Raw genomic sequence first — 25,566 nt, forward strand, 5'->3', positions numbered from 1 at the left:
CTCGAAGCGAGCCGCCCAACTATAATCCAATCCTGTGCGGGCCAAGTTTCTTCTCTCCACTGTCGTAGTCTTGATCGCCGCTCTCGCCGGCTTTGCTCCGGGCCGGGCAGCGGCTCAGCAGGTCAGCGCCTTAGCGGACCAGGCCGACGAGCATGGACGTCTGCTGCTGGTTCTGCCCTTTGAAAACCAGACCGGGCAGCCCAACCTCGATTGGATCGGCGAGGCTGCCGCCGACATCCTCAACCGCCGCCTGAACTCCGCCGGATTTCTCACCATCGGCCGCGGAGACCGCCTCTACGCCCTCGACCGGCTGGGACTGCCGCTGAACTTCGAGCCTTCCCGCGCCACCACCGTGCGCATCGCCGAGACCCTCGACGCCAACTACGTCATCGTCGGCTCCTATGTGGAGCAAAGCGACCGGCTCACCGCCAAGGCCCAGATCCTCGACGTCAGCGCGCTCACCCTGAGCTCGCCGCTCACCCGCGATGCTGACCTCAAAAGTCTGATGGACACCCTCAACGGACTAGCCTGGGATGTCGCCCGCAAGCTCGATCCCACCTACTCCGTCGCCGAGCAGACATTTCTCGCGGCCGACGCGCCCCTGCGGGTCGATGCCTTCGAAGACTACATCCGCGGCGTCGTCGACGAGGCCCCCCTCGACCGCATCGTTCACTTGAAAGAATCCGTCCGGCTGAGCCCAGCCTTCGTGCCCGCCCGGCTTGCCTTAGGCCGAGCCTATTTCGCGAATCAGGACTACGACGCCGCGGCCACAGCCTTCGGACAGCTTCCCAAGGACGATCCCAACGCGCTCGAAGCCGACTTCTACCGCGGCCTGTCCTTCTTCTATACCGCGAATTACATGAAGGCCGAGGATGCCTTCGCCTTCGTCAGCCTGCGCCTGCCCCTGCCCGAGGTGGTCAACAACCAGGGAGTCGCCGCCAGCCGCCGCAATCGCGACGGCGCACCGCAGTTCCAGCAGGCCAGCGCCGCCGATCCCAAGGATGAGGATTACCACTTCAACCTCGCCGTCTCTCTCCGCCGCCGCAACGACACCGCCGGTGCGATCAAGGAGATTGATCAGGCCCTCAAGCTCCGCCCCAATGACACCGAGGCCCAGGCCTTCGCCACCGTCCTCAAAGATCCCGCATCGGTGAAGATCAATCCCGACCCCGGCAAGGCCATTCCCGACGACACCCTGCCCCTCGAGCGCATCAAGCGCTCTTATAGTGAAACCGGCTTCCGCCAGGCCGCCTTCGAGATGGAGCAAGTGCAGGCCCTGCGCCTCGCCACCCTCCCGCCGGCGCAGCAGGCCGACTCGCTGGTGAAAGATGGCGAACAGTTTCTGAACCGCGGGCTTATCCTGGAGGCCGAGCGCGAATTCCAGTCCGCGCTCAAGGCCGATCCGTCATCGGCCATGGCTCACGCCGGCCTCGCCGAGGTCCGCGAACATAGCCGCGACACCGAAGCCGCCCGGCAGGAGGCGCAAAAGTCTTTGACCCTTTCGCCCAACGTGCCCGCTCACCTGGTCCTCGCCCGCCTCGACCTGGCCGGCAACCAGCTCGCCCCCGCCGCCAGCGAAGTCAGCCAGGCCCTCAAGATCGACCCCGCCAGCGCCAACGCCCGGGGAATGAAGCAGGCCATAGAATCCAGAGGCCAGCAGGTGCCATGAAGCCAGATCCCACGAAACCCGATCCCCTGCCTCGGCAACTGGCAGGGAAGCTCCAATCTCCAGCGAAGCTCCAATCCCCAGGAGAGCGCCAATCCCCAGGAGAGCGCCGATCTTTAGGAGAGCGCCAATCTTTAGGAGAGCTCCGATCTATAGGGAAGCTCCAACAGGCTTGTCATCCCGAGCGAGCGAAGCGAGCCGAGGGACCTGCAGTCAGCCCACACCACCACCGAACCGGGTGCCCCACATCCCGCACTTGGGATGTGGGGTTTTTCGCCAAACACCCCACATCCAGCCTCTGGGACCTGGCAAAAACAGCCGGGTGCCCCATCCTTTGCGCGGACGTTGCGCAAAGGGTGGGAATCCACCAATCGGAATATCCCAAACCCAGCCTCTGGGATAGAGCACCGAAAGCATCGAAGCTCAGCGGGCAAACGAAGCGAACCGAAGAACCAATCCCGTTCCTTGAAGGGTACGGGCTTCAGCCCGTACGAAAAACTCCAGCCAGGAAACGGGCGTTAGCCCCTGACCGAACCGGGTGCCCCACATCCCGCACTTGGGATGTGGGGTTTTTCGCCGGACACCCCACATCCCGCCTCTGGGACATGGCAAAAACAGCCCTCCTCGCTCTCGCGCTCCTCATCCTGTTCACCATGGCAGCCCAGGCCCAAACCCCCAAAGTCGTCATCCTCAAGCTCGACGACACCATCCAGCCCATCAGCGAGGAATATCTCACCCGCGGCCTCGCCCAGGGCGAGGTCACCCACGCCTCAGCCGTCCTCATCGAGCTCAACACGCCCGGCGGCCTCCTCGACACCACCCGCTCCATGGTCGCGAAGATCCTAGCCTCGCCGGTTCCCGTCATCGTCTACATCGCGCCCTCCGGCAGCCGCGCCGGATCGGCCGGCTTCTTCCTCCTCGAAGCTGCCGACATCGCCGCCATGGCTCCCGGAACCAATGCCGGAGCATCCCACCCCGTCATCGAAGGCGGCCAGCTCGACCCCATCATGAAACAGAAGCTCGAGAATGACACCACGGCCTTCATGCGCTCCTTCGTATCGAGACGCAATCGCAATGTAGACGCCGCCCAGGACGCCATCCTCAACTCCAAGTCCTACACCGTCGACGAAGCCCAAAAACTGAATCTATTAGACGCCGTCGCCCCTACCGTCACCGATCTGCTGAATCAAATCGACGGCCGCACCCTCCACCGCTTCGACGGAACCACCGTCACCCTCCACACCCGCAACGCCGCCCGGATCGAGCTCAACCCCACCCTCCGCGAACAGATCCTCGACCGCCTCATGGACCCCAACCTCGCCGTCCTCATCCTCGTCCTCGGCGGCCTGCTCATCTATCTCGAGTTCAACGTCCCCGGCACCATCATCCCCGGAGCCCTCGGCACCCTGCTGCTGGTCACCGCCCTCTTCGCGCTCAACCTCCTGCCCGTCCACTACACCTCGGTCATGCTGCTCCTCGCCGCCTTCGCCCTGCTGCTGCTCGAGGCCAAATTTCCCAGCCATGGAGTGCTCGCCTCCGTCGGCATCGTCGCCCTCATCTTCGGAACCCTCACCCTCGTCGACGGTCCCATCCCCGAACTGCGCGTAGCCCTGCTCACCGCCATCGCCTGCGGATTGGCCTTCGGCCTCATCACCGTCTTCCTCGTCCGCATCGCCATGCTCGCGAGGAAAAACAAGGTCATGACCGGCGCCGGCGCGCTGGTCGGAACCCTCGGCATAGCCCAGGAGACCCTCGCCCCCCGCGGCCAGATCCTCATCCACGGAGAGCTATGGCAAGCCGAATCCCCCGAAAGCATCCCCGCCGGAGAAATGGTGAAGGTCCGCGCCGTAAGCGGACTAACCCTGATGGTCGATCGAGTCCCAGCCATAACCGGCCCAGCGAACTAACCTTCGGAACACAGCGAAGTTATGGGCACGCAGTTTTGAGAAATGCCAATTCCGACCATAACTACCGATATGCCGTCATATCGATACTGATCCGAACCTCGTTGCCGTCTAGTCTGCATTGGCCGGCCGGACTGAAAGCGGCAAACCTCATCTATTGCCAGGATGACTCTTTGTTTACTTAAGTAGAATCAGCGTGAGATGCCTGCCTGCCCAATCCCACTGTAATGCTGCTTCGAGAATAGGGCTCAACTCCTATTTCCCCTCTTACTCGCTCAACGCCAACGCAGAGACGAATGCTGCGTTGATCTGGTATACGACTCCGCTGGTCTCAAGCTTTCGGATGATGCCATTAAGAATTGGCATTTCGTAATTGACGTCGTTGATCGAGGTTACGGCGCCGTCGGACCGCTTCACACCAATCACTCCATACCACAATAAGGTCTTGATGATTTCATCGATCTTCGATATCGGCATGCCGCTCTGTTCTAGAAGCTTCCTTAATGCAGCAGATGGCAGCGTTTGGGCTTCGCCTATGAAGGCGTACAGTACGTTTTCTGCCTCGGGAAGGACATCGCTTATTTCAAATCCTATGTCCCTGACCAAGTCTGAAGAGAACGCTGAGACGCCCTTCTCAATGTCCGTGACTTGAATCTTGGGGTGTCCTAAATTTACAGCGCTCGCTAAGCAGTGACTTGCCAGGTCAATCAGAGCTCGGGGTCGCATCAGACATCTTTCGATCAAATATTGGAAAGAATCTTCTCCCGCAACGTGGCTCACGCAGATCTGCGGCCAGAGTTCCTCAAACGGACGATCTGGCATACCGCTGTAGATGAGACGGCGGCGGATCATCTCGCGCAACATATCCTGATCAGACCAATCCAGGGCGACATGCCCCTCCTTGCCTCTATCGGAAGTTTCTCGCACCAGAAGTTCGTAGACGTCGTTTCGCAGGAAGGTCAAAGCAAAACAGTCGATCTCAGCTTTGGCGAGCTGCCGCTCGACTTTACGTGTGGCCTCTATCAGAGCTCGCACTATGGCGATGTCATCTGTAGTAAGCCCATGGGTTGGCCAGCCCTTGTCGATGTTGTCGAAGAGGATGAACAGCCCATCTTTAAAACGAAGATATTCAGTAACGTGCGAACGGAGGGTCCCGACATCATGTCGGTACAGTAGTTCTGTCACGTCCTGTTGCCTCAAAGAGCGATTCGTCTCCTCACCATATTTCGCTTGATAATCATCGGTGATGTGCTGGAGTAAAGTTGAAAGACGTTCCGAAAAATCGCCTTCTACAACATACTCATCCGTCTGGTAAAGTTCTACGAGCTTACGATACGGCTCAGTGAGCCGTCGATCCCGCATATGGAATGCTTGATCTTTCTGCAATAGTTTGTGACAAACTTCCAAGAGCAGGAGGTATTCCCAAAACGCTGTGATTGTGTGCTCTAACGACCCGGCACCCAGGAACTTAAGAACCAGCTCTTTGAATTTCAGTAACTGATACCCATCCGGAAGAAGATCTAGAACAATGTTCTTCGCGTTCTGTCTCTTTCGATCTCGGACCTGAGAAAAGACTGCGGTCTTGCCTGCACCTTTCCTCCCGACGACCAACCGCACTTCTCCGCGCATCGCTCGATGAAACTGTTCGGTGTCCAGATAATAACTGGACAGGACGCGGAACTCATTTTCTGCCGCTGAGGCACCGAATGTCACCGATTCGAGGATCGTCGAAGCGCGTGCAGCCTCGGCAGGCTGCGCTTGTTGCGTGGCTTCGATTACTTTTGGCGCGAACTCCCCGATCGCCTCATCGATCTGTGATGGGTCCAGAAATGCGGTCACAAGGTCTCGATAATCAATAGGGACCGGCTCTTCTCCATCTTGGAGAAAGAGAAGCACCTTGTCGAAGCCCTCGGCCAATCCAGCAATGAATGCCGCTTGAATGTTATGAATACTCGCGTCGGTAAATCGATCTGGCAGCAGATGCAGCAGAACTCCGAAAGATTGAGACACCTGTTCAAATGCTTGTGTGGCAGACAGCCGTGGTGATTCTGCCGGATCAAACTGGCGAAAAAACAATCTTGCTTTCTTCACGCGAGAGATGATACGAGTCACTTGATCTGTTCGGATTCTTGCAGCGATCAGGTAAACGGGAGCCCGCCTATTCAGTGGATAAACACTCTTGATCGACGGAGAAAAATCTGTGATGTCGCGTAAAGCCGCCTCGAGCTCGTTGCTGTTTTGATATTCTTTCCAGCCGATGGTGTCGAATATGCCTACATCTTTAATCAACGGATCCAGTTGCTGAATGCCTTTGTGGCGGGTGAGAACAACTCTCTTCCCCTGAGCGAGAGCGTACCCGACTTCGTAGGCCACATTGAAGTTCAGCTGTGTGATATCGGCAACGAAGACTTCAACCTCATCAATCTTATTGAGAATCTGATCTGCGATGAAATGCCCAGCAACATCGAGCTGACGCCAAGACTCCACACTGTCGACACCCGCCATTTTGAAATTCGATACAACTTGTTCCACTACGGCAGTTATCTCCGGAGGTGAGGACGGGTAGGCGAAGAAGGTCTTGGCAATCGAAGGCATAGCTGATGGTCTCGGGTGTGATCGAAGAGATTGTACTATCGGTTATTAAACTGAGATTTCGTGAAGCGTGGGCAGAAATTCCGAGCCTATAGACACTTCGCTGCGGAGATAAGCCATTCTGGCGTTTTTTGAGCCGCGCTTTTGACGTTGCGTGTACAGCTAAATTACTCATCTCAGGCTAAGACTCCCGAAAAACGCCCTTCCCACCACTTAGAAGCGTTCACGCCGTCAATAAAGCCACAGAAGGGTAGCAGTAGAACGCCTAACCATAGCCAAAATACCTGGCACATAATTAAGCCCTAACTCACTAAAATAGAGATAGAGAACAAAAAGGACCGCACCCCGGGCAACGCAACCAGCCCGGGCGCGGTCCTTTTCCATTTCCGGCACACCCGTTCACCAGGAAAGGAAAGCCGATGCCCAACCTCGCCCTCTGCGAATACGAGCTGCCCAACGGACGCATCTGCCGTCAGCCGCGTCTCCGAACGGAATCGCGCTGCCGCTTCCACATCCGCTGGCAGACCGAACACGACTTCGACCGGAGCATGGACGACCTCAACGACGAACTCGAAGCCATGGACACGCCGCAGCTCCTTGAGGCCCTCCGCGCCAGGCTCGAAAACATACGCTGTTACATGCGCTGCTATCCCGAGGCCCTGCTCGCCCTCATCGTAGCCATCGATCGCCTCACCGACCCGGGTCGAGAGCCTTCCCTAAGTGATGAGCCTTTCCTAAGAGGCGGACATTCGCTAAGTGCTGTTCCTTCAATGACCGGACCACAACCCGAACGAAATCAATCACCGCCATCTATCCACCACATTCCTCAGGACCTCTGGGAAAGTCTCACCGAATTAATGAGTTACGGCGAGGAAGACGAGTGAAAATCCAATCAAACCAATGACGAGGGAGTTCTGCCAATCGTTAATTATTTCTACAACTTGTCATCCCGACCGCAGCGAAATCGGGGTCCCTGGAGCGCCTTCTTTTGGCGCGCCGGGGTGATGAAGCGAAGCGGAGGGACCCGCAGTTTCCCGCAAGCTCGCTGCCCGTACAGATCTGGTAAATATACGGCGCACTTCTGACTCAGGAGGCCAAAGCTGGTCTCAGAAATGATTCGTATCAGGCAGACCTCAGTCGTGCCGCTTCCAACCTTTCATAACTTGTCAGCCGTAACTTGTCATCCCCGCGAAGCGAAGCGGAGGGACCTGCAGTTTCTCTCAAGCTCGCTGCCCTTACAGATCTGGTAAATATACGTCGCACTTCTGACTCAAGAGGCCAGAGCTGGTCTCAGAAATGATTCGTATCAGGCAGACTTCAGTCGTGCCGCTTCCAACCTCTCATAAGTTGTCAGCTCATAAATTGTCATCCCGACCGTAGCGAAGCGAAGTGGAGGGAGCTGCAGTTTCCCCTAAGCCCGGGAGTGCAGCAGAGTCGCGTAAAGTTCTCACGCACGTCTGCTAGAGGACACCCGCTCAATTTTTTTCCGGAAATCCAACCCGAGAGCCGCCCGCCGCCGCACTCCAATTTCCATCGCCGAATCGAGAACGCCCGCGCCCTAAGCGGCCTCCGGCTATTAGTGGAGCGGGTTCCCGCCGCCGAATAGAGCATCTTCGCCGATGCCGCTGCGATACAATCGCATCCGGGTGATGCTCGATGCTTAGTATTCCGGCTCTGATTGTTGTCTTGGTCGTGGTGTTCTATCTCTTCAGCTCGATCAAGATACTGCGCGAGTACGAGCGCGGAGTCATCTTTCGCCTGGGCCGTGCGCTGCCCCAGCCCAAAGGCCCCGGCCTCATCGCCGTCTTCCGCCCCTTCGATCAGATCGTCCGCGTCTCCCTGCGCCAGGAAGTCCTCGAAGTTCCGCCCCAGGACGTGATCACCCGCGACAACGTTACGATTAAAGTCAATGCTGTCATAACTTTACGCGTGCTCGACCCGGCCAAGGCGGTTATCGAAGTCGCCAACTACGTCTACCAGACCTCGCAGTTCGCGCAGACCACACTCCGCTCCGTTCTCGGCGAAGTCGAGCTCGACGGCCTGCTCTCGCACCGCGACGCGCTCAACCAGCGCATTCAGAGCATCATCGATCAGCGCACCGAACCCTGGGGAGTCAAAGTGGTCAGCGTCGAAGTCAAACAGGTCGATCTCCCCGAATCCATGCTGCGCGCCATGGCCAAGCAGGCCGAGGCCGAGCGCGAAAAGCGCTCCAAGATCATCAACGCCGAAGGCGAGTTTGCCGCGGCACAGAAGCTGGTCGAGGCCGGAGATCTGCTCGCCGCCCAGCCCATCACCTTGCAGCTGAAGTATTTGCAGACCCTGACCGACATCGGTACTGAGAAGAACACCACGGTCATCTTCCCCCTGCCCATGGAACTGCTGGCCTTGCTGAACCGGTTCACCCCGCCCACGCCGCCCCCCGTACAGAAAAATTCTCCGCTACAAGAGCAAAAATAACGGGTTCACCAGCCTATGAGATCGATGGTCGAGGAAGAAGAAGAGACCGCAACCCACGCCGCCAGCGCCGATACTGAAATCACGCTCGGCATGCGAACACTGCTCGGCGTCTTCTTCGGCGCCGTGCTGGTGTGCGCCATTTTTTTCGGTTTTGGATACTCTCTCGGCCGCACCGGCTCCCACGCCGCGCCGGCACCGGTAAATCCGGCAAACGCCGCCAGTCGCGCCACCAGCGACGACTCCGCTTCCTCTACGAATCCGGCTTCGACGGCCAGTCCGGTTGTCAAAACGGTGGTCAGCGACGATCAGTCCGCTTCCAGCGCGAACACAAGCCAGCCGGCCCCAGCCGAGAACGGCACGCAGTATGAATATGTGGCAACGCCCGACGGCCCGGCGCGCCGCCCTGCAGGCGCCCCCCTGAAAGCCTCAGCGAAGCCCAGCCCGGAACTGGTAGCACAATCCGTCGCTCCTCCCGTCGTGCCAGCGGCCAAGCCGCCAGCCGCAATTAGCCGGCCAACGGTAGAAACTCCAGGCATGACGGCGAACCCCGCGGCGCAACCAGCCGCCCTCACCACCAGCCGGCCGGCAGCGGAACAGCCGCCAGCAACCGGTGCGACTCCGACCATGGTCCAGATCGCCGCCGTCTCGCATCAGGAAGACGCGAACATCCTGGTGTCGGCTCTCAAACGCCACGGCTATACCGTAATCGTTCGCAACGATCCTAAAGACAGCCTCCTCCACGTCCAGATAGGCCCTTTCGCCAACCGCGATGAAGCGAAAGCCATGCGTACCCGGCTCCTCGCCGACGGCTACAACGCCATTCTTAAGTAGTTTTTAGCCAGTTCCCTAACGAATTTCCCCACCCGAGTAAGGCGAGGGCAAGAGGAATCAGGCGCCAAGGGCGCGCCCGCCCGGGACGGCCAGTCCCCACATCCATTCGGGGAGGCCGGATTCGATTGCCTTCCGCACTGCTTCCATTAGCTCTTCGCGGGTCGCGAAGTCGCCGGGGAAGAGCGGGGCATGAAACGTAACGTGCGCCACTCCAGGATAGAGCCGCATGCTCCCTTTTTTCATCATCGTTTCCGTGCCCCAGATCGACACCGGAACGATTGGCGCTCCCGTCTCCATCGCTAGATAGAACGGGCCTTTCTTGAAGGGCAGCAGACGGCCGTCCTTCGAACGTGTCCCTTCGGCGAACGTCAGCACATGCACTCCCGCCGCGATCACGCGCGCCGCAACGGCGATGCTCTCCTTCGCGCTCTCCACCCGCCCATCGCGATCCACCGGGATGAAATCCGCCAGCTTCATGCCGTAGCCGAGAAGGGGAAGCTTGAGCAGCGAGCGCTTGATGAAGACCGAAGCGCGTCCCGGCAGCAGCGGCAGCAGGATCGGGGGATCGAGGTTCGAGATGTGATTCGAGAGAAAGAGGTAGTGCTTTGCGGGATCGAGCGGAGCACGCCACTGCGCGTCGATGCGAATCCCCGCCGCCCGCGTTCCCAGCCGCATGATGCGCATGGCCCAGCCATAGAGCACCGAGATATCGCCGGTGATCAGAGTCCACGGCACGCCGAAGACCGCCGCTGGGATGGTCAGGACAGCATAGACAAAAACGATGATGAGGGCAGGCAGCATGGCAGGTTAACCGCGCTTCGCCGCACGAGCCGACAGTTGCCGCGGAAGCTTTTCATAAATTCCATCGAAGCCGCCATTGGAAAGGATCGCCACAACATCGCCCGAGCGCAGCCGCGGCGCAATCGATTCCACAATTGCATTTGCATCCTGCAGTAGCTCTGCCGGGATGCCGCGCGCCTTCAGCCCATTCACTACCGACTCGGGATGCAGCCGTTCTCCCTCGGGAATGCTCTCCATCTTGAACACGCCTGCCATTACCACCTCATCTGCCAGTGCCAGCGAATCGACCAGCTCATGTTCAAACACATTTCGCCGCAAAGTATTCGATCGGGGCTCCAGGACAGCCCACAACCTCGTCCCTGGATGCGCATCGCGAAGCGCCTTCAATGTCTCTCGAATTGCCGTGGGGTGGTGCGCGAAGTCGTCGATGATGGTCACGCCATCGATCGTATCCACTACTTCCAGCCGCCGCTTCACGCTGCGAAAGGTGGCGAGCGCTTTCACAATCGACTCCAGCGGAACGCCCTGCCCTGCGGCCAGAGCCGCAGCAGCCGTCGCATTCAGCGCATTATGCGCACCCGCGACCGGCATGGAGAATTCCGTCCACGGCTCACCCGCTCGCAGCACCCGCCAGCTCGATCGCGATCCTTCGTGAGCAAGGTCTACGATACGCCACATCGAATTGGCCTTGAATCCGTAACGCTCAACGTTACAAAAAGCGCGGCTCACGCACTCGTCGACATGATTCGGGGAGCCGCTTTCCGCGGCGTTATGGGCGGTCGCGTCGAAGGCCACTATCCGGCCTCGGCGCGGCACCAGATTCACCAACCGCTTGAATGCCGTTTTCACAGCGTCGAGATCCTTATAGATGTCCGCATGATCGAACTCGACATGGGTCAGGATCAGCGCATCCGGGAAGTAGTGCATGAACTTCGGCCCCTTATCGAAGAAGGCTGTGTCGTACTCGTCGCCTTCCAGAATGAACGGCTGCCCATCGCCAAGCTGAAAGCTGGTGCCGAAGTTCTCCGCCACTCCGCCGATCAGAAACGAAGGCGCGAACTCCGGACGCTGCTTCGCTGCTGTCTCGTAAATCCAGGCCAGCATGCTCGTCGTTGTCGTTTTGCCATGCGTCCCTGCGACCACCAGCGACTCGCGGCCGCGTAGAAACTCGTCGTGAATCACCGCCGCCAGAGAGGCAAAGGGAATGCGCTGGTCGAGCACGTATTCGAGCTCTACGTTCCCGCGCGACATCGCGTTGCCCACAATCACCAGGTCCGGATGCGGCTCGAGATTCACCTCCGCAAACGGCTCGGCAATCGGAATACGAAGCCGCTCCAGCAGCTCCGACATCGGCGGATACGCCGCCTGGTCCGATCCCGTAATGCGATGCCCTTTGAGTTGCAGCAGCCCGGCCAGCGAAGCCATCGCCGTTCCGCAAATCCCAATCAAATGAATATGTTTTCTATCCCGCATGCTCTCGCCACAATATCAGTTACAAATTCAAATTTTTTCGCTCAATCGACTCGTCATCCTGCCACAGAACCGGGTGTCCCACGTCTCGCATTTGAGACGTGGGATTAACGCGAATCCACTGCCGGGTGCCCCATCCTTTCGCGCAATTTGCGAAAGGGTGGGAGACCACCCAAATCCACACGAAGTGCCCGGATTCCGGATTTTCGGACGGTTAGTCCACCGCAGACTCCAGATATCGCAACACCGGCTCTTCTTCGGCAACAATCTCCGCTTCAATCCCCATCGGCAGCGTCACGTTCCCGCGCGAAACATGACCCGACCGTAGTCCAATCGCAATCGGCCCGTCGAACCAGTCAAGCACACGCAGGATCACCTGGTCGAGCAGGTCGGGGCTGGTATTCGGCGATGCGCACTCCAGCATCTCCCCGAAAATGAATCCGGTCACGCCATCGAACTTACCCGCCAGCACCATCTGACGCAGCATGCGGTCGATCTGGTAAGGCTTCGCTCCCACGTCTTCGATGAACAGCAGGCGTCCCTCGGTCTGCGGAGCAAAGCGCGTGCCCAGCGTCGACACCAGCATGCTCAGGCAGCCGCCGTGCATCACGCCCTGTGCGCGCCCCGGCTTCAAAATACGCAGCCCCTGCGGAACTCCCGCAGTCACCTTAACGCCATTCAACGCATCCGAGAAGCTGGCTTCGTCCACCCCGTCCTCGCGATAAAAGTCTGCCGCAGCCATCGGGCCATGAAACCCGACCAGCCCCAGCTCATCGAGCAGCCAAGTTTGCACCACCGTCAGATCGCTGTATCCGAACAAGGGCTTAGGATGCTTCGCAATCAGCTCCAGATCGAGGTCTTCCAGCAGATAATTCGATCCGTAACCGCCACGGGTACAAAATATCGCTTCAATGTCAGGATCGGCAAAAGCTTCGTGCAAATCCGCAAGCCGCTCTTCCGCGGTGCCGGAGAAATACGGTGCGCTCTTGCCGGTGGCATGCGGAAAGGGAATCACCTGGAAGCCATGTCGCCGCAGCGCCGCGATCCCGCCCTCGATGCGCTCGATCTTGGCATTGCTTGCCGGAGCCACCACGGCCACACGCGCTCCTGCTGCCACTGCCGCGGGCTTCCGTGCCGCGCTCACCAGGCTTGGCCCTCGCAGATCAGCTGCGCCGGCCCAGTCAAAATCAGCTCCGCTTCGCGATTCGCCCAATCCACGCGCTGCTCACCGCCGGGAGCTTTGACCAGCAAATGCCTGCCGCCACCACGCGTCGCCATGGTCGCCGAAGCGGTCGCGCATGTTCCCGTGCCCGACGAAGTCGTAGGCCCAACCCCGCGCTCATAGATGCGAATTGCGATATGCTCCGCGTCCAGCACCTGTACAAACTCGACGTTTGTCTGTTCTGGGAAATCGCGATGAAAACAGATCTGCCGTCCCAGCTCTTCCCAGGCCCGGTCGTGAACGCAGAAGTCGTCATTATCGACGAAGATCACAAAGTGAGGATTGCCCGTCGATACCTCGATACCGTCGACGCCGGTCCCGTCATTCAAAGTCACGCGACGGTGACGAATGACCGGCGCGCCCATATTCGCGGCGAACTCATAGTTGTTTCCGTCGGCTCGCATCAGTGTGCAGCGCCGCAGCCCGGCATCGGTTTCAATCTCGATCACTGCGCCGGGCTGAAGAGGCTTGCCGGTCTTCGCGCTTTCGTGTGCCATCCACGCGGCGACGCAGCGCGTGCCGTTTCCCGAAATCTCAGCAATTGAACCATCGGCGTTTGCCAGACGAATCCGCCCTGAGCGTTCGCCCGTCCACGAGAAAAACTCCACGCCGTCGGCGCCCACACCGGTGTTGCGTGCGCACAGTCTTACCGCCAATGCAGGATCGCACTCGCCCTGGACGATCAGAAAATCATTGCCGCAGGCGTGCGCCTTGGCGAAACGCGTCATTCATCCTCCTGGCTGCGGAAAGTAAAGACCTGCGCAATCGGCGCGGCTGACTTGAACGAAGCCAGCAGGCGCTTATGTACGCGGCTGGTCGCAGTCACGGAAAACGACAGCCTCTGTATCTCGCCCATTGATTCATCCTCGATGCTCGTGAGTTGGCGCTTCTCGCTGTCCATCGAGGCGAGAAGCGACAGCTTCATGTTCTCTGCATCCACGCCGCGCGCTTCATAGACCACCGTGTACGACTTGAGATTGCCCTCGCGCTCCAGCACTCCCACTACTTCCAGCACCACGATCACCAGCACTGCGGACATCACCGCCGGCCCGTAAAGTCCAGCGCCGCAAGCCATGCCGATCGATGCTACGGCCCAGACCGTGGCCGCACTGGTCAGGCCGCTCACCCGGTCGCGATTGTGCAGGATCAGCCCCGCCCCCAGAAAGCCAATGCCCTGGACGACGTTCGATGCGATCTGTCCTTTATTGGTGCTGCCCTCGCCGGCGACGATGGCAGAGAGAAAGGTGAACAGCGCCGCGCCAAAGCAGATCAACAGGTTGGTCCGCACGCCCGAAGGCTTGTGGTGATATTCGCGGTCGATGCCGATCACGCCGCCCAGCACCGCTGCCAGCAGCAACCGCCCGATGACGCCTCCGGTGAAGTGCATCTGCTGCAGATTGTTGAAGCTGAGCATGTGCCCGGTTTCCTGCATGGCGGCGGCGATATGGGCGAGAAACTTCATTTCTGGGTGATGCTACCATTCACGCCGTGCCGGTCAGAACGATAAATGCGTATGCAGGGTTGACCAGTCGAGCACACGATGTTGATCAGCGTCAGCCCCAGCGGATGCTCGGCTACGGCCTGCGCCACGCGATCTCCGTCGGAGGCGATCACATAATCCGCTGCCCTCGTAGGATCCTTCAACGCCGGCGTCCACTCGTAGTAGTCCGCCTCGTTGATGGTGTGCTTTAACGCGATGCCTGCCCGCTGATAAGCTCCGGGATGTTCCGAGGTATAAGCCAGGATGGTGCTATTGGGCGGCAGCTCTTCGAGCGCCCGCGCATACGCTACCTCGAAGGGAATCCGTGTCCGCGAATTTGCAATTGCCTCGCCCATCACCAGCGGAGTCGCCCGCAACAGCACAGCGTCATTGGCCACCAGAAGCGCTATCACCACCCACGGCAGCGACGCGCCGACTATGGGAAGCCACTTCTTCCACAGAGCCGGGTGCGCCACATCTCGCGTCTGAGATGTGGGGAAATTCTTTTCGATCAATACCATTAGCCATGCCACAAAGAATGCCGGAAACAGCGCAAAGACCGGCAGCAATTCCATCCCGTAGCGCACGTTGTAGAACGAATGCGGCCACCATAGCGGGATGAAGATCGGCACCGATCCGTAGGCCACCGAGTACGCATAGAACGGCAGCGGAACCCACAGCAGCAGCGCCGGCAACACGCCCTTCCACTTGATGGCAGCAGCTACGGTGCCGGCAATCGAGAGCAGAAAGAGCAGGTTCGCGCAGCGAAGGACTGTCGCGCCCAACTCTGCCGCTTTCAGAAAATACAGCGCCGCCACCGGCATGCTGTGCCAGCCCGGATAGTGCGGCGAGCCCGGTTTAGAGGTGCGCGCATCGATGGCTTTTGCGGAATACGGTCCGCGCATAAAATCCAGCGGATCGCCAAACTGCTTCGCGCAATATCCAAACCACAGCAGCGGAGCCACCGCCACCATTGCCGTGAAGAGCACGAACGCTCCGCCCGCCTGCGATTGCCAGCGCTTGCGGCTGAGCATGGGCAGCAAGGCGATGCCCCACGCGAAGGCCGCGAAGATCCATCCGTCGTAGCGCGTGAAGACCGCACCCACAAGAACGGCTCCGGTCAAAGTCAGCAGCATCGACGCCCGCTTGAACTCATCCGCGTCGAGCGCGCGTCTGTATTCGACCAGCAGCAGCGTCGTCCAGATCATCTCCGCCAGAAACAGCGGCTCGTTCATCGCCGTAGTCTGCATGTAGAGCAGCCCAGGATTCAGCGCGTAAAAAACCAGCGCTACCAATGAAGCCTGCGCCGTGAGCCACTGCCGCGCCAGCCGATAGATGCCGGCCGCGCCCAGCACATACGCGCCCATCGACGGAAACGCGCCGGCCAGTCCGGACTGCCACCATTCGAGTCGCCATACAAACGGGATCAGCAGCAGATGCGGCAACGGCAGCCACACCGAGCCCATCTGCCGGAAGCCCGGCTCGATGGAATCGATGATCCGCCGTGCGATCGCCAGATGCGCCACCGCGTCGCCATAGAGAAGCAGCAGGCTCCGCGAGTAACAATAGGAGAGCGCCAGCAGCGAGAGCAGCAGCACACTCCACGCCACCACAAAGCCTTCGGTGCGCAGTTGCAGCCGCTGCTGTTCGGCTTCGCTCAAGCTGGCGATATCCAGCTTCGCGCGTCGCGGCTTGGACGGTTTGTCGTTCTTAAGCTGCTTATTCAAGGTGCGAGAGTTCGCGGAAGAGCGCGAAGCGCTCCTCAATCTCCTTCGGATCGAGCTGTGCCAGCCGTTCTGTTCCGAAACGCTCCACGGCAAACGATCCCATCACGCCGCCGTAGAACATGGCCTTCTTAAAGATGGCCGGCGTTAGCTCCTTTTGCGAAGCGATATAGCCGAAGAAGCCGCCGGCAAAGGAGTCGCCCGCACCCGTAGGATCGACCACCTCCGACAACGGCAGGGCCGGCGCGCGGAAGGGAAGAAATACTTTGCTAGGAGGAGTGCCGTTCTTTTCAAACGAGCGCTCGCTGAAGAAAGCGGTCGCGCCGTACTCGCCGTGCTTCACCACCAGACTCTTGGGCCCCATGGCCAGGATCTTGTCCGCAGCCTTCACCAGATTCGTATCGTGCGCCAGCAGCTTGGCCTCGGTGTCGTTGATCAGCAGGCCGTCCAGCCCCTTCAGCACCTTCTTGAGATTCTCGCTGTGATCGTTGATCCAGTAATTCATGGTGTCGCCGCAGACCAGCTTCACCTTCGGCATCTTGGCGCGAACATCGGCCTGCAGCACGGGATCGATATTGGCCAGAAAAAGGAATTCGCTATCCTGATATTCGACCGGAATCTTGGGGCTGAAGCTCTGGAAGACATTCAGTTCCGTCTTGAGCGTCTGCGCCTCATTCAGGTTATTCAGGTATGACCCGGCCCAGAAGAAGCTTTTGCCCGAAGTATGCTCGATGCCCCGGGTATCGATGCCGCGATTGGTGAAGACGGCCTCGTTCTCCGCGGTGAAATCCTCACCCACCACTGCGATCACACGCACATCGGTAAAGTAGCTTGCCGCCAGCGAAAAGTGCGTCGCCGCGCCACCCAGCACCCGTTCCACCCGCCCTGAAGGCGTCTCAATTCCATCGAATGCCACACTGCCAACCACCAGAATCGCCATCTACTAATTCGTCTCCGTTTTGCTGATGTATTTGCCGATCAACAGATCCAACTTCACTTTTGTGGCTGCGGGAATCACCGCAGGATTGGTAAGAATCGCAAACTTCAATGCCGACGCACACGCGCAGCCGCGTTCCTTCGGCATAGCAGCCACTGCCGCCTTCACTACCAGGGCCGCGTTCGCCGCGTTCTGGTTCAACACCGCGACAATCTGATCGACCGTCACATCGTCATGACCTTCGCGCCAGCAGTCGTAGTCGGTAACCATGGCCATCGTCGCATAGCAGATCTCCGCCTCGCGAGCCAGCTTCGCCTCCTGCAGATTGGTCATGCCGATCACGTCCGCGCCCCAGCTCCTATAGAGGTTCGACTCCGCGCGCGTCGAAAACTGCGGGCCCTCTATGCAGATGTACGTGCCGCCTAGCTTGCCAACCACTCCTTGCGAGGCGCAGGCTCCCTCGATCGCACGTGCCGCCGTCGCGCATACAGGATCGCCAAAAGACACATGCCCGACAATCCCATCGCCGAAGAAGGTTGCGTTACGCGCGAAGGTGCGGTCGATGAACTGGTCGGGGATCACAAAGTCCGTCGGCTTGTGCTCTTCCTTGAGTGAGCCCACAGCAGAGACGGAGAGTATCCGCTCCACGCCCAGCTTCTTCATGGCATAAATGTTGGCGCGAAAGTTCAGCTCCGAAGGAAGAAGCCGATGGCCGCGTCCATGCCGCGCAAGAAAAGCCACCTTGCGGCCTTCGAGTTCGCCCAGGACAAAGGCGTCGCTGGGATCGCCGAAGGGAGTTTCCACGCGCTCTTCATGGATTCCGGTTAAGCCGGGCATGGCATACAGGCCGCTGCCGCCGATAATTCCGATTTCTGCCAGTTGCAAATTCAAGCTCCGCCGCGAAGATTGCGGCTGTTATCGAAAGGTATGGAAAGAAACAGAACCTCCAGTATAAATGCGCGATGGCCCCAGCAGCATCTTCAGCGAGGCAGTCTGTGGCAGGGGAGAAAACCTTGCCCCGCTGAAAACTAAATTCGCGATAACAACTCCTCAAGACCGCAAAAAAAGATGCTCACCCCACCGCAAACAACGCGGAAGGATGAGCATCGGCAGTTCGTCTGGAAATCGAACCGGTTTTACCAGCCGAGTTGTCTGTTCACATACAGTACCGGCAGAAAAAACGTGCCGGTGTGGTAGACGGACGAATTCCACGGCGCACTCAGCGTAAACAGTGCGTCTTCGCCGCATCCGGTGAAGTTCACCTCGAAGGTGGTGCTGGCCGCGCCGCTGGCCGGGATATCTCCCAGCACAACCGGGAAGGAGCTTTGCGGCGTCACCACCGGCGAGCAGTGCTTGCCGAAAATCTGCTTCAGCGTGAAGCCGGTAATCTGGGTGGCGTACGCCGGGCCCACGTCGCCGTTGGTTGCGGTCATCGTGAATACGCGCGTGTTCTTGTCTCCCTTGCCGCCGTTTGTTTCGGTAATCGAGAACTTCAATCCGTAACCGGGCAGCTTGGTGTGATCGATAATGCCCCAGTAGGCCGGCTTGGCCTGCAGGTTCATGTCGAACGGTAGAGGATAGTCGGTGCGATCCACCGGAAAGCTATCCAGCCAGGTATCGTTGTCGGCCATACCCCAGATGGTGACCGCGCTGAGCTTGCCCTTCAGCTCGCGGAACACATCGAAGTATTTGTCATACAGCCAGCCTTGCTCGGCCAGAACCGAGGCTGGGATGCTATTGCCGAAGTTCGAGACGGTGTCGCCTCCGTTGTAGACGCTCACGTCGAGCTCCGTCACCTGCTGGTCGATGCCGGGGAAGTTCCTGGCTACCGTTTCCACCGCCTGCTTCACTGACTCGGGCGTTGGGAAGTTGATGTCGTTGTGCATCTCGTGCCCGATCGCATCCACCGGCACGCCCCGCTCGCGAAGTTCCCGCACTACCTTGATCAGGCAGGCCTGGCGATTCGCGACGGTCGTGCTGAATTCGTTGATGAAGAGCTTCGTTCCCGCCGGCGCATACTGCTTCGCCGCCTTGAACGCGACATCGATGTAGCTCGGCCCCAGCACCTGATAGAACGGTCCATGAACCAGGCAGTCGGACTGCGTTGGATCGAGCGGTTCGTTCACCACATCCCATGCATAGACTGCGGTGCCGAAGTGCTGCACCTCGTTTTGGATGTGCTCCTGGATGTTGGCTATCACCACCGTCTGGTTGGCAGCGGAGTTGGTGCCATCGCCGGTGGCATAGGCCGGAGTCTGCTCGCCGGTTGCCCAGACCAGGTTCTGTCCGCGCACCCGCATGTTGTGGCACTCAGCGAGACCAACTTCGCTGTCGCCGGTCGCATAAGTGTAAACGCCCTTGGTGTTTTCGACCGAGCTCCACTTCAGGTCGTTCCCCGGAGTCATGCTGTCGAAGTGCATCGTCAGCAGCTGCATATTCGGCCCGGAGAGATCGGTCGTATCGACCGCCGCGCCGATGGGGAAGAACTCCTCATAGCTTTTGAAGATGGAAGGAATGTTGGTCTGGATCGTCGGCGGTGCAACGTAGGTCAGCTGGAAGTCGTCGAGATAGAACGAAACCAGATCGTTGCCCGAAGGCGGCACTGTCTGAAAGTAGAGGGACGCCGAGCCCTGATCGTAGGCGCTTCCCATGTTGTAGCCGGTCACGCTGATCTGGTGCCAGTTGCCATCTGCCGGCACGGTCACGCCTGGATATCCGGTGACGCTGGGAAAGCTGGTGTTGCCGTCGATAGTGGTTTGCAGGCTCATGTTGATGATGTGGCTGGAGCCGTCGGTGGGCAGCAGCTTGATCCACCCGCTGATGTTGTACTCCGAACCCACATACATCTTGTTGCTTACGCTGATCTGCGGACCGTCAAAGTTGGCGGTTCTTCCCGTGGTCAGCAGGCTATGCGTTCCGCTGTGCGCGGTTGCGGTGGTGTTGGTCACGGTCGAGCTGCCGGTGCGGGAGCTCCAGCCATCCAGGCCACCATCTTCGAAGGTGCTGGTAATGCCGGAGTTGTCCTGTTGGTTCGCGCTTAACGGCGCCGGAGCAAGCTCGCTGATGGCTACATCTCCCAGGTAGAAGGAATCCGTCGCACTGCTCGACTGGAGGTAGAGCGTCAGGTTGGTCGGAGCGCCCGGCAGATCGCTGAAGCTGAACGTGCCCTGCACCTGTGTCCACGCTGTGCTCGACAAAGCTCCGGATGTAGCGATCGTTCCGAAGGCCCCCGAAGTCGCCGCGCAGTCCACCGTCTTGGTCGAAAGCGTAACCGTAGGATTGCTACTGTCAGGAGCGGCCAGCAGGACATAGGCCGTGACCTGATAGGTCGCACCCGCGACTACTCCGTTCACGTTCAGAAGGTTCAGGCTCGGGCCCATGAAAGTAGCCGTGCGATTGCTCACCAGCAGGCTGCTCTTGTCGCCGGTGGGATCGGACAGCGGCGACACGGTATTCGTCAATGTCGCCGAGCCGAAAGGAGCCCATCCGTCCAATCCGCCGTCAGTGAAGTTATAACTCGCGACCGGAGTTCCGCCCGGAGGGGGCGCAGTCTCGGTAATCACTACGTCGTCCAGATAGAAGGATTGCGCCGTGGTCGCGCCGACCAACTGGGCGTAGAGATTCAATCCTGTTGCCGTAGCACTTACCGTGTAACTACCGCCAATCTGCGCCCATCCGGAAGAAGATACAGGCACCTGGTAGGTGCCGATCGTGTCGTAACATGTGCCGCCGGAGCAGCTTGGATCGCTGCGCTGGATGGTGAAGTTCGCGTCGGTCGCGCTCTCTCCATTTGTCAGTTGGACATAGCCGGTGATGGTGTACTTTGCGCCCGGCTGCAGAATGCCATTCAACGAAATTGAGGGACCGCCTGCTCCGCCCGAGCCAGTGGTTGTGAGCAGGCTGCCGGTGCCAGAGAACGCGGCGGCGCTGCTTGCGACCGGAGTAGTTGCGCCATTGAAAGACGTCCATCCATCCGCGGTGCCATCGTCGAAGTTATAAGTTGCAACTGTTTGGGCGCCGAGGTTCCCGGCACTCAGAATGAGTAGAACAAATACCATGCACAAACCGGGGAAGGTCCGATTGAGCGAAGGCCGCCGCTTACGATCACTGGAAGAAAGAAACACAGGGAATCTCCTTAGCTTCAGTCATTTGCCACGGCGGTGTAGCTGCTTCACGCAGCTTGGACCCGCATTGGTAGCCAACTAATTCGATTTACTGAAGCGTCGCGGAGTCTAGCTATGCCCGCAATCGGGTGTCAAGCACCTTCGACTTATTTAACTTTTATTTCTTAGTATTGCGCTCCAGGGATTCCATTCGGGGAACTATTCCCCGCCCTTTGTTTCAGGCGGAAGCTCATCGAACCCAGTCAGGAAACTCGCGGGCAAGTCGAAAGCTAGCTAAGAAGAGTAGAAGCGGACAAAGAGTAGAAGTAGGCGCCAGGTAGCCCATGCTTCACAGGTTCGATTGCGAAGGATGGGCGATTGCAGTTACAGGCCGCTACCTGGAACTAGAAACAGCCTCGCGGCTGTAACAAGCCTCGTCTAAAACCGCGCCGCTGGAAGAGCCGCACGCATCACGCCGCATCCGGCAAAGAAGTTCATCATCGGACCGGTCAAGCTCGGCATCCCGCTCTTGCCTTCGCCGGTACGAGGCACCGCAGACCATGCCACCGATTGACCTTCCGTGCTGCTTTGTTGCGCGCCCAGCATCAGAAACTCCAGCTTGCGCGCCAGGGTCAGGTCGAAGCTCTCGCTGATGAAGACGGAGTTCCCGCTGGTCGAGAGGAGCATCGGACCTTCGCTCGTCTTATAGATGTGCTCGCTCTCGTCCGACTCATTTTGTGTATCGCGGCTAACATGATCGTACTGTTTGTCTAACTCGTCGCCATACATCTTGGCGAAGGCTGCCGCAGCTTCCGGCGACTTCCACTGCGAGAGATAGAGCAGTCCCACCGATGCGGTCGAGTTCTTATCCGGCGCGTCTTTCTTCTGCACCGCATAGTAGATGCCGCCATTCCATGCCGGAGTCAGCGCCGCCGCTGCTTGCGGTCCGCCGAATAGCTCGGACAGGATGCGCACATCGATCTGCCCCATCACGCCGACGTCGTAAGGCGCATAGTCCGCGTCGAGCAGAGAGTGCACGTCGGGCATGGTCAGCACCGGCGCCTTCACCTTGCGCTCGTAGGCGTGGGGATTCATGATCTCGTAGCTCGATGCCGGAGGCCGATCCAGCACGCCGGCAAAAGCGCCCTCCGCACCTTTGTCCGCCAGAAGATCGACTTCGAACTTCAGACCTTCCTTATATGGAAACAGGAGCGACTCCTGCAGCAGTAGTGGAGCCCTCGAGAGCACCGGCGAATCTGAGTCCTCGCCCTGCTCATCGGCTTTTTGTTTCACCACCGCCGGATTGGTGAGGATGCTCTGGCCCATCGGTTTCAGGCTGTAGTCCACCAGCACTGCCATCGCCTGGCCCTCGAGCACCGCTTCGCGCGCCGTATCCTGCTCGTCGATCGAGATGTGATGATTGTCCTCGGCGACATTCGTGGCGAGGTTGTCGTTGTCCGAGTCCTCCCACTTCTCCAGGTTCATGCGCTGATCCTGCAGCGCGTGGGTCAGCTCATGCGCCAGCACCGGCTTCTGCGACTCGGGATCGATCCAATCCAACAGATTTACCGTCTTGGTCTTGCTGTCGTAGTAGCCCGCGATCTGCTCCTTGAGCAGGCTCACCAGAAACGGCTCCAGGTGAAAGCTCTGGTCCAGCAAGCCGAACTTCTTGAGGACGATCTCCGAGCGCTCCATGCGCTTGGCGTCCTTATCGTCCTTCATCTTCTCGACCAGATACTTCTCGACGTCGTTGCGCGTCGTCAACCGCCGCTTCACCTTACTTTTCACAGGCAGCTTCGAATCGTCGGAGGCGAAGCGCAAAATGGTATCGACGGAAGCAAAGAGCTCCTTGGCCTGCGCCGGAGTAATATGCCGGACCGGCTTCTCCGCGTCGGGCACGCTCTGCGCAGAGGGAGTCTGGGCATTCGTATCGTTGGCCGGCGCCGCAGCTTGGCCTCGCAGTGCCAACGTCGCGGCCAGAGTCAAAGTAAGCACGCCCAGCGGCCGCCATTTATGAGTCATCATTCCTAAACCATATCCTTTACCCGCGCGGGTTTCATTGCGATCGTCGTCGTTCTCTTCGTATTGTCAACCCGCACGGCTCTTTCGGATATCGAAGCAAAGCGGAAGAACCCGCATTTTGCTTCGATATCCACTAGCCATTCGGCGGGCATCGGTCCGATCCTCTGGCGCGAGACTATAATTTCTAGTACCCGTGATCATGAGCGAATCGCCTTCTACCCCCGTCGCGACTGCCGAATTCCACGAGAAATCACCATTGGTCGCCCACCTGTCGTCGCATTCGCCCGCACTCCCCGTCGGAGCCTACCGCGGTGCCGAAACCATCGCCGCCTTCTCCGCTCGTGACGAAGAGCTGGCTGCGCTCACCGCCCGCGCCGGCGTCTACGATCTCAGCTATCGCGCCTTCATCAAAATCACCGGCAGCGACCGCATCCGCTGGACAAACGGCATGGTCAGCAACACCATTGTCGGTCTTGAAGAAGGTCAGGGAAATTACAGCTTTCTGCTCAACGCCCAGGGACGTGTTTTGGGTGATGCCACGATCTACCGCTTTGCCGATCATCTGCTTCTGGAAACCGACCGCGCGCAAGTCGAGGCGCTCATCGCCCATCTCGACCACTTCATCATTATGGACGACGTGGAGCTCCAGCCATTAGACGCATCGACCACGGCAATTGGCATTGCCGGCCCCGCCGCCATGCAGGTTCTATCCCAGCTGGGGTTTGCGCTCCCGCCGGAGAATCACTTCATCCCATCGAAATGGCAGTCGGCAGAGATTACAGTCACCCATGCGCGCTCGCCGCTGGTGCCGAGATTCGAAATTCGGATTGCCAGTGCCGATGCGCCTGCTTTTTGGGCGGCGCTCACCGCTTCCGGAGTCATCCCCTGCGGATCGGCCGCCCTCGAGGCCTTGCGTATCCTCGAAGGCACGCCGCTTTATGGCGTGGACATCACCGACCGCCATCTTCCGCAGGAGACCGCGCAGCCCCACGCGCTCAATTTCAGCAAGGGCTGCTATCTCGGCCAGGAGATCGTCGAGCGCATCCGCTCCCGCGCCACCGTGCATCGCACCTTCCGGCAGTTCTCTCTCTCTCAGCCGCCTGGAGCCTTCGAAAGCGGAGACCAGCAGCCCCTGTCGCTCGAGGCTGAAGGCGCCCAGCAGAATCCTGCCGGTCAACTCAGCAGTATCGCGGAGTATCATCTACCAGGCTTCACCGGAACGCTTGCACTGGGCTTCATCCGCACCGAAGTTTTGGAGCGCAAGCTGCCGATTGCCTGCAGCGGCTCTGCCGTGACTCCGCTCGACGCGCCACCCAAGCTGGGTTAAACCTGGGACCGCGATCCGAAATGGATGGCTCTCCGGTCTTCGACACGATGCGGAAAACGAGTACCTGCCGAGCTGCCAAAAGCATCTTCTGCAAATCGAAATAAGTTTGAAAGAATAAGGATTGAGGACATCATGGCAGAGAAACCACCCGCCTTTACCGTAACCGACCGCCGCAAGTTCACAACTGAGGGCGATCTGCGCGAGGACGTCGCTTCCTCCGAACCAGCAGCTCCCGCACCGCCGCCAAGCCCGGCTCCGGCCGCTGGCGAATTCACCGCGAACGCTGTTCACCCGGCTCCCGGCGCATTCGCCGCCAATGCGGTCGAAGCGGCTCCCGCTGCGCCCGCCCCCGTATCAGGAGCATTCACTCCCAATGCAGTGCACCCCGCCCCTGGAGCGCGCGTCGTGACCATGCCGTCGCCTGCCGCTGCCCCGCAGCCTCCAGTAGCACCGGCTGCTGTTACTGAACCGGCTGCTCCTCCGGAAGACCTTCAGGAAGCCATGGAGGACGCGGCCGACGAAGGCGATATCCTTCCCGAACCCACTGCCGTCGAATCCGCCGAGCAGCATGCCGCCTATCTCGCGTCTTCGCAGCAGCTCGATGAGATGATCCGCCAGACGAATCCCGGCGCGAATACCTCCGGCCCCGTCACCATCGAACATGTTTTTCAGTCCATTTATTTTTCCGCCGTCGTCGCCATGGGCGCGGCTGCCGAGCCCGGCCAGAAGCCGCGTATCGATATCCTCGGCGCGCGCCAGAGCATTGACATGCTCACCGCTCTCCAGGAGAAGACGAACGGCAATCTCGACGACAAGGAACAGCGGCTGTTACAAACCATGCTCTTCGAGCTGCGCATGATGTTCCTGGAAATCACCAACGCGATAGCCCAGCAGGCGCAGAACCCGCCGCCCATCGGAAGAAAATAATCGATAGGCTTGCCGTCAGACGTCATTGTCAGCCCAAGCAAGAGCCGTGTGCCCCACGTCCCGATTTGGGACGTGGGCGAGAAGCCGGGCGCGCCACCACGAC

Annotated in this window: 18 protein-coding genes; 7 read left to right on the forward strand and 11 right to left on the reverse strand. The window is 59.4% G+C overall.

What is annotated here, in order from left to right; genetic code table 11:
* Nucleotides 1-34 precede the first annotated feature (34 nt).
* Together XX99_RS01810 and XX99_RS01815 are read left to right on the forward strand one after the other, a co-directional pair.
* Nucleotides 35-1,669: a tetratricopeptide repeat protein gene (locus XX99_RS01810; protein ID WP_156185751.1), complete on the forward strand. Its 1,635-nt coding sequence runs from the start codon at nucleotides 35-37 to the stop codon at nucleotides 1,667-1,669.
* A gap of 602 nt (nucleotides 1,670-2,271) precedes the next feature.
* On the forward strand, nucleotides 2,272-3,573 hold the full coding sequence (locus tag XX99_RS01815; protein ID WP_050057657.1) for an NfeD family protein: 1,302 nt from the start codon (nucleotides 2,272-2,274) through the stop codon (nucleotides 3,571-3,573).
* A gap of 264 nt (nucleotides 3,574-3,837) precedes the next feature.
* On the opposite strand, the gene XX99_RS01820 is transcribed toward XX99_RS01815, so the two are convergent.
* Nucleotides 3,838-6,165 carry a P-loop ATPase, Sll1717 family gene (locus XX99_RS01820; RefSeq protein WP_050057658.1) on the reverse strand — a complete coding sequence of 776 codons (2,328 nt, stop codon included), beginning with the start codon at nucleotides 6,163-6,165 and terminating at the stop codon, nucleotides 3,838-3,840.
* Nucleotides 6,166-6,581: 416 nt separating this feature from the next.
* Between XX99_RS01820 and XX99_RS01825 the strand changes: the two genes are divergently transcribed.
* The 3 genes from XX99_RS01825 (at nucleotide 6,582) to XX99_RS01835 (ending at nucleotide 9,450) form a co-directional block, all read left to right on the forward strand.
* Complete coding sequence (locus tag XX99_RS01825; protein WP_050057659.1) at nucleotides 6,582-7,046, forward strand: hypothetical protein; 465 nt, start codon at nucleotides 6,582-6,584, stop codon at nucleotides 7,044-7,046.
* Nucleotides 7,047-7,818: 772 nt separating this feature from the next.
* A complete protein-coding gene (locus tag XX99_RS01830) occupies nucleotides 7,819-8,619 on the forward strand; it encodes a slipin family protein (protein WP_050057660.1) in 801 nt (266 codons plus the stop codon).
* Nucleotides 8,620-8,643: 24 nt separating this feature from the next.
* On the forward strand, nucleotides 8,644-9,450 hold the full coding sequence (locus XX99_RS01835) for an SPOR domain-containing protein (protein WP_050057661.1): 807 nt from the start codon (nucleotides 8,644-8,646) through the stop codon (nucleotides 9,448-9,450).
* Between the two features lie 57 nt (nucleotides 9,451-9,507).
* On the opposite strand, the gene XX99_RS01840 is transcribed toward XX99_RS01835, so the two are convergent.
* The 10 genes from XX99_RS01840 to XX99_RS01885 all read right to left on the reverse strand — a co-directional run bounded on the left by XX99_RS01840 (nucleotide 9,508) and on the right by XX99_RS01885 (nucleotide 23,212).
* Nucleotides 9,508-10,251, reverse strand: a complete 744-nt coding sequence (locus XX99_RS01840; protein WP_050057662.1) for a lysophospholipid acyltransferase family protein — start codon at nucleotides 10,249-10,251, stop codon at nucleotides 9,508-9,510.
* A 6-nt stretch (nucleotides 10,252-10,257) separates the two neighbouring features.
* A complete protein-coding gene (mpl, locus tag XX99_RS01845; RefSeq protein WP_050057663.1) occupies nucleotides 10,258-11,724 on the reverse strand; it encodes a UDP-N-acetylmuramate:L-alanyl-gamma-D-glutamyl-meso-diaminopimelate ligase in 1,467 nt (488 codons plus the stop codon).
* 211 nt (nucleotides 11,725-11,935) lie between these two features.
* Nucleotides 11,936-12,838 (reverse strand): S66 peptidase family protein, encoded by a 903-nt coding sequence (locus XX99_RS01850; protein ID WP_231581112.1) that lies wholly within the window; start codon nucleotides 12,836-12,838, stop codon nucleotides 11,936-11,938.
* 23 nt (nucleotides 12,839-12,861) lie between these two features.
* Entirely contained in the window at nucleotides 12,862-13,671 is an 810-nt protein-coding gene (dapF, locus tag XX99_RS01855; protein WP_050057665.1) for a diaminopimelate epimerase, read from the reverse strand.
* Nucleotides 13,668-14,405, reverse strand: coding sequence for an MgtC/SapB family protein (locus tag XX99_RS01860; RefSeq protein ID WP_231581113.1), 738 nt, complete (start codon nucleotides 14,403-14,405; stop codon nucleotides 13,668-13,670). The genes dapF and XX99_RS01860 overlap by 4 nt, the downstream gene beginning before the upstream one ends.
* Nucleotides 14,402-16,150: a glycosyltransferase family protein gene (locus XX99_RS01865; protein ID WP_050057666.1), complete on the reverse strand. Its 1,749-nt coding sequence runs from the start codon at nucleotides 16,148-16,150 to the stop codon at nucleotides 14,402-14,404. The genes XX99_RS01860 and XX99_RS01865 overlap by 4 nt, the downstream gene beginning before the upstream one ends.
* Nucleotides 16,143-17,087 (reverse strand): PfkB family carbohydrate kinase, encoded by a 945-nt coding sequence (locus XX99_RS01870; protein WP_050057667.1) that lies wholly within the window; start codon nucleotides 17,085-17,087, stop codon nucleotides 16,143-16,145. Before XX99_RS01870 ends, XX99_RS01865 begins: the two co-directional genes overlap by 8 nt.
* 3 nt (nucleotides 17,088-17,090) lie before the next feature.
* A complete protein-coding gene (gene mtnP / locus XX99_RS01875; RefSeq protein ID WP_082125165.1) occupies nucleotides 17,091-17,969 on the reverse strand; it encodes an S-methyl-5'-thioadenosine phosphorylase in 879 nt (292 codons plus the stop codon).
* Between the two features lie 251 nt (nucleotides 17,970-18,220).
* A complete protein-coding gene (locus XX99_RS01880; protein ID WP_156185752.1) occupies nucleotides 18,221-21,208 on the reverse strand; it encodes an endo-1,4-beta-xylanase in 2,988 nt (995 codons plus the stop codon).
* A gap of 417 nt (nucleotides 21,209-21,625) precedes the next feature.
* Nucleotides 21,626-23,212 (reverse strand): hypothetical protein, encoded by a 1,587-nt coding sequence (locus tag XX99_RS01885; RefSeq protein WP_050057669.1) that lies wholly within the window; start codon nucleotides 23,210-23,212, stop codon nucleotides 21,626-21,628.
* Nucleotides 23,213-23,408: 196 nt separating this feature from the next.
* Between XX99_RS01885 and ygfZ the strand changes: the two genes are divergently transcribed.
* Together ygfZ and XX99_RS01895 are read left to right on the forward strand one after the other, a co-directional pair.
* Nucleotides 23,409-24,536: a CAF17-like 4Fe-4S cluster assembly/insertion protein YgfZ gene (gene ygfZ / locus XX99_RS01890; RefSeq protein ID WP_050057670.1), complete on the forward strand. Its 1,128-nt coding sequence runs from the start codon at nucleotides 23,409-23,411 to the stop codon at nucleotides 24,534-24,536.
* A 132-nt stretch (nucleotides 24,537-24,668) separates the two neighbouring features.
* Nucleotides 24,669-25,463: a DUF1844 domain-containing protein gene (locus tag XX99_RS01895; protein ID WP_050057671.1), complete on the forward strand. Its 795-nt coding sequence runs from the start codon at nucleotides 24,669-24,671 to the stop codon at nucleotides 25,461-25,463.
* Nucleotides 25,464-25,566 lie beyond the last annotated feature (103 nt).

Origin of the sequence: Silvibacterium bohemicum (assembly GCF_001006305.1) — a bacterium.
GTDB lineage: Bacteria > Acidobacteriota > Terriglobia > Terriglobales > Acidobacteriaceae > Silvibacterium > Silvibacterium bohemicum.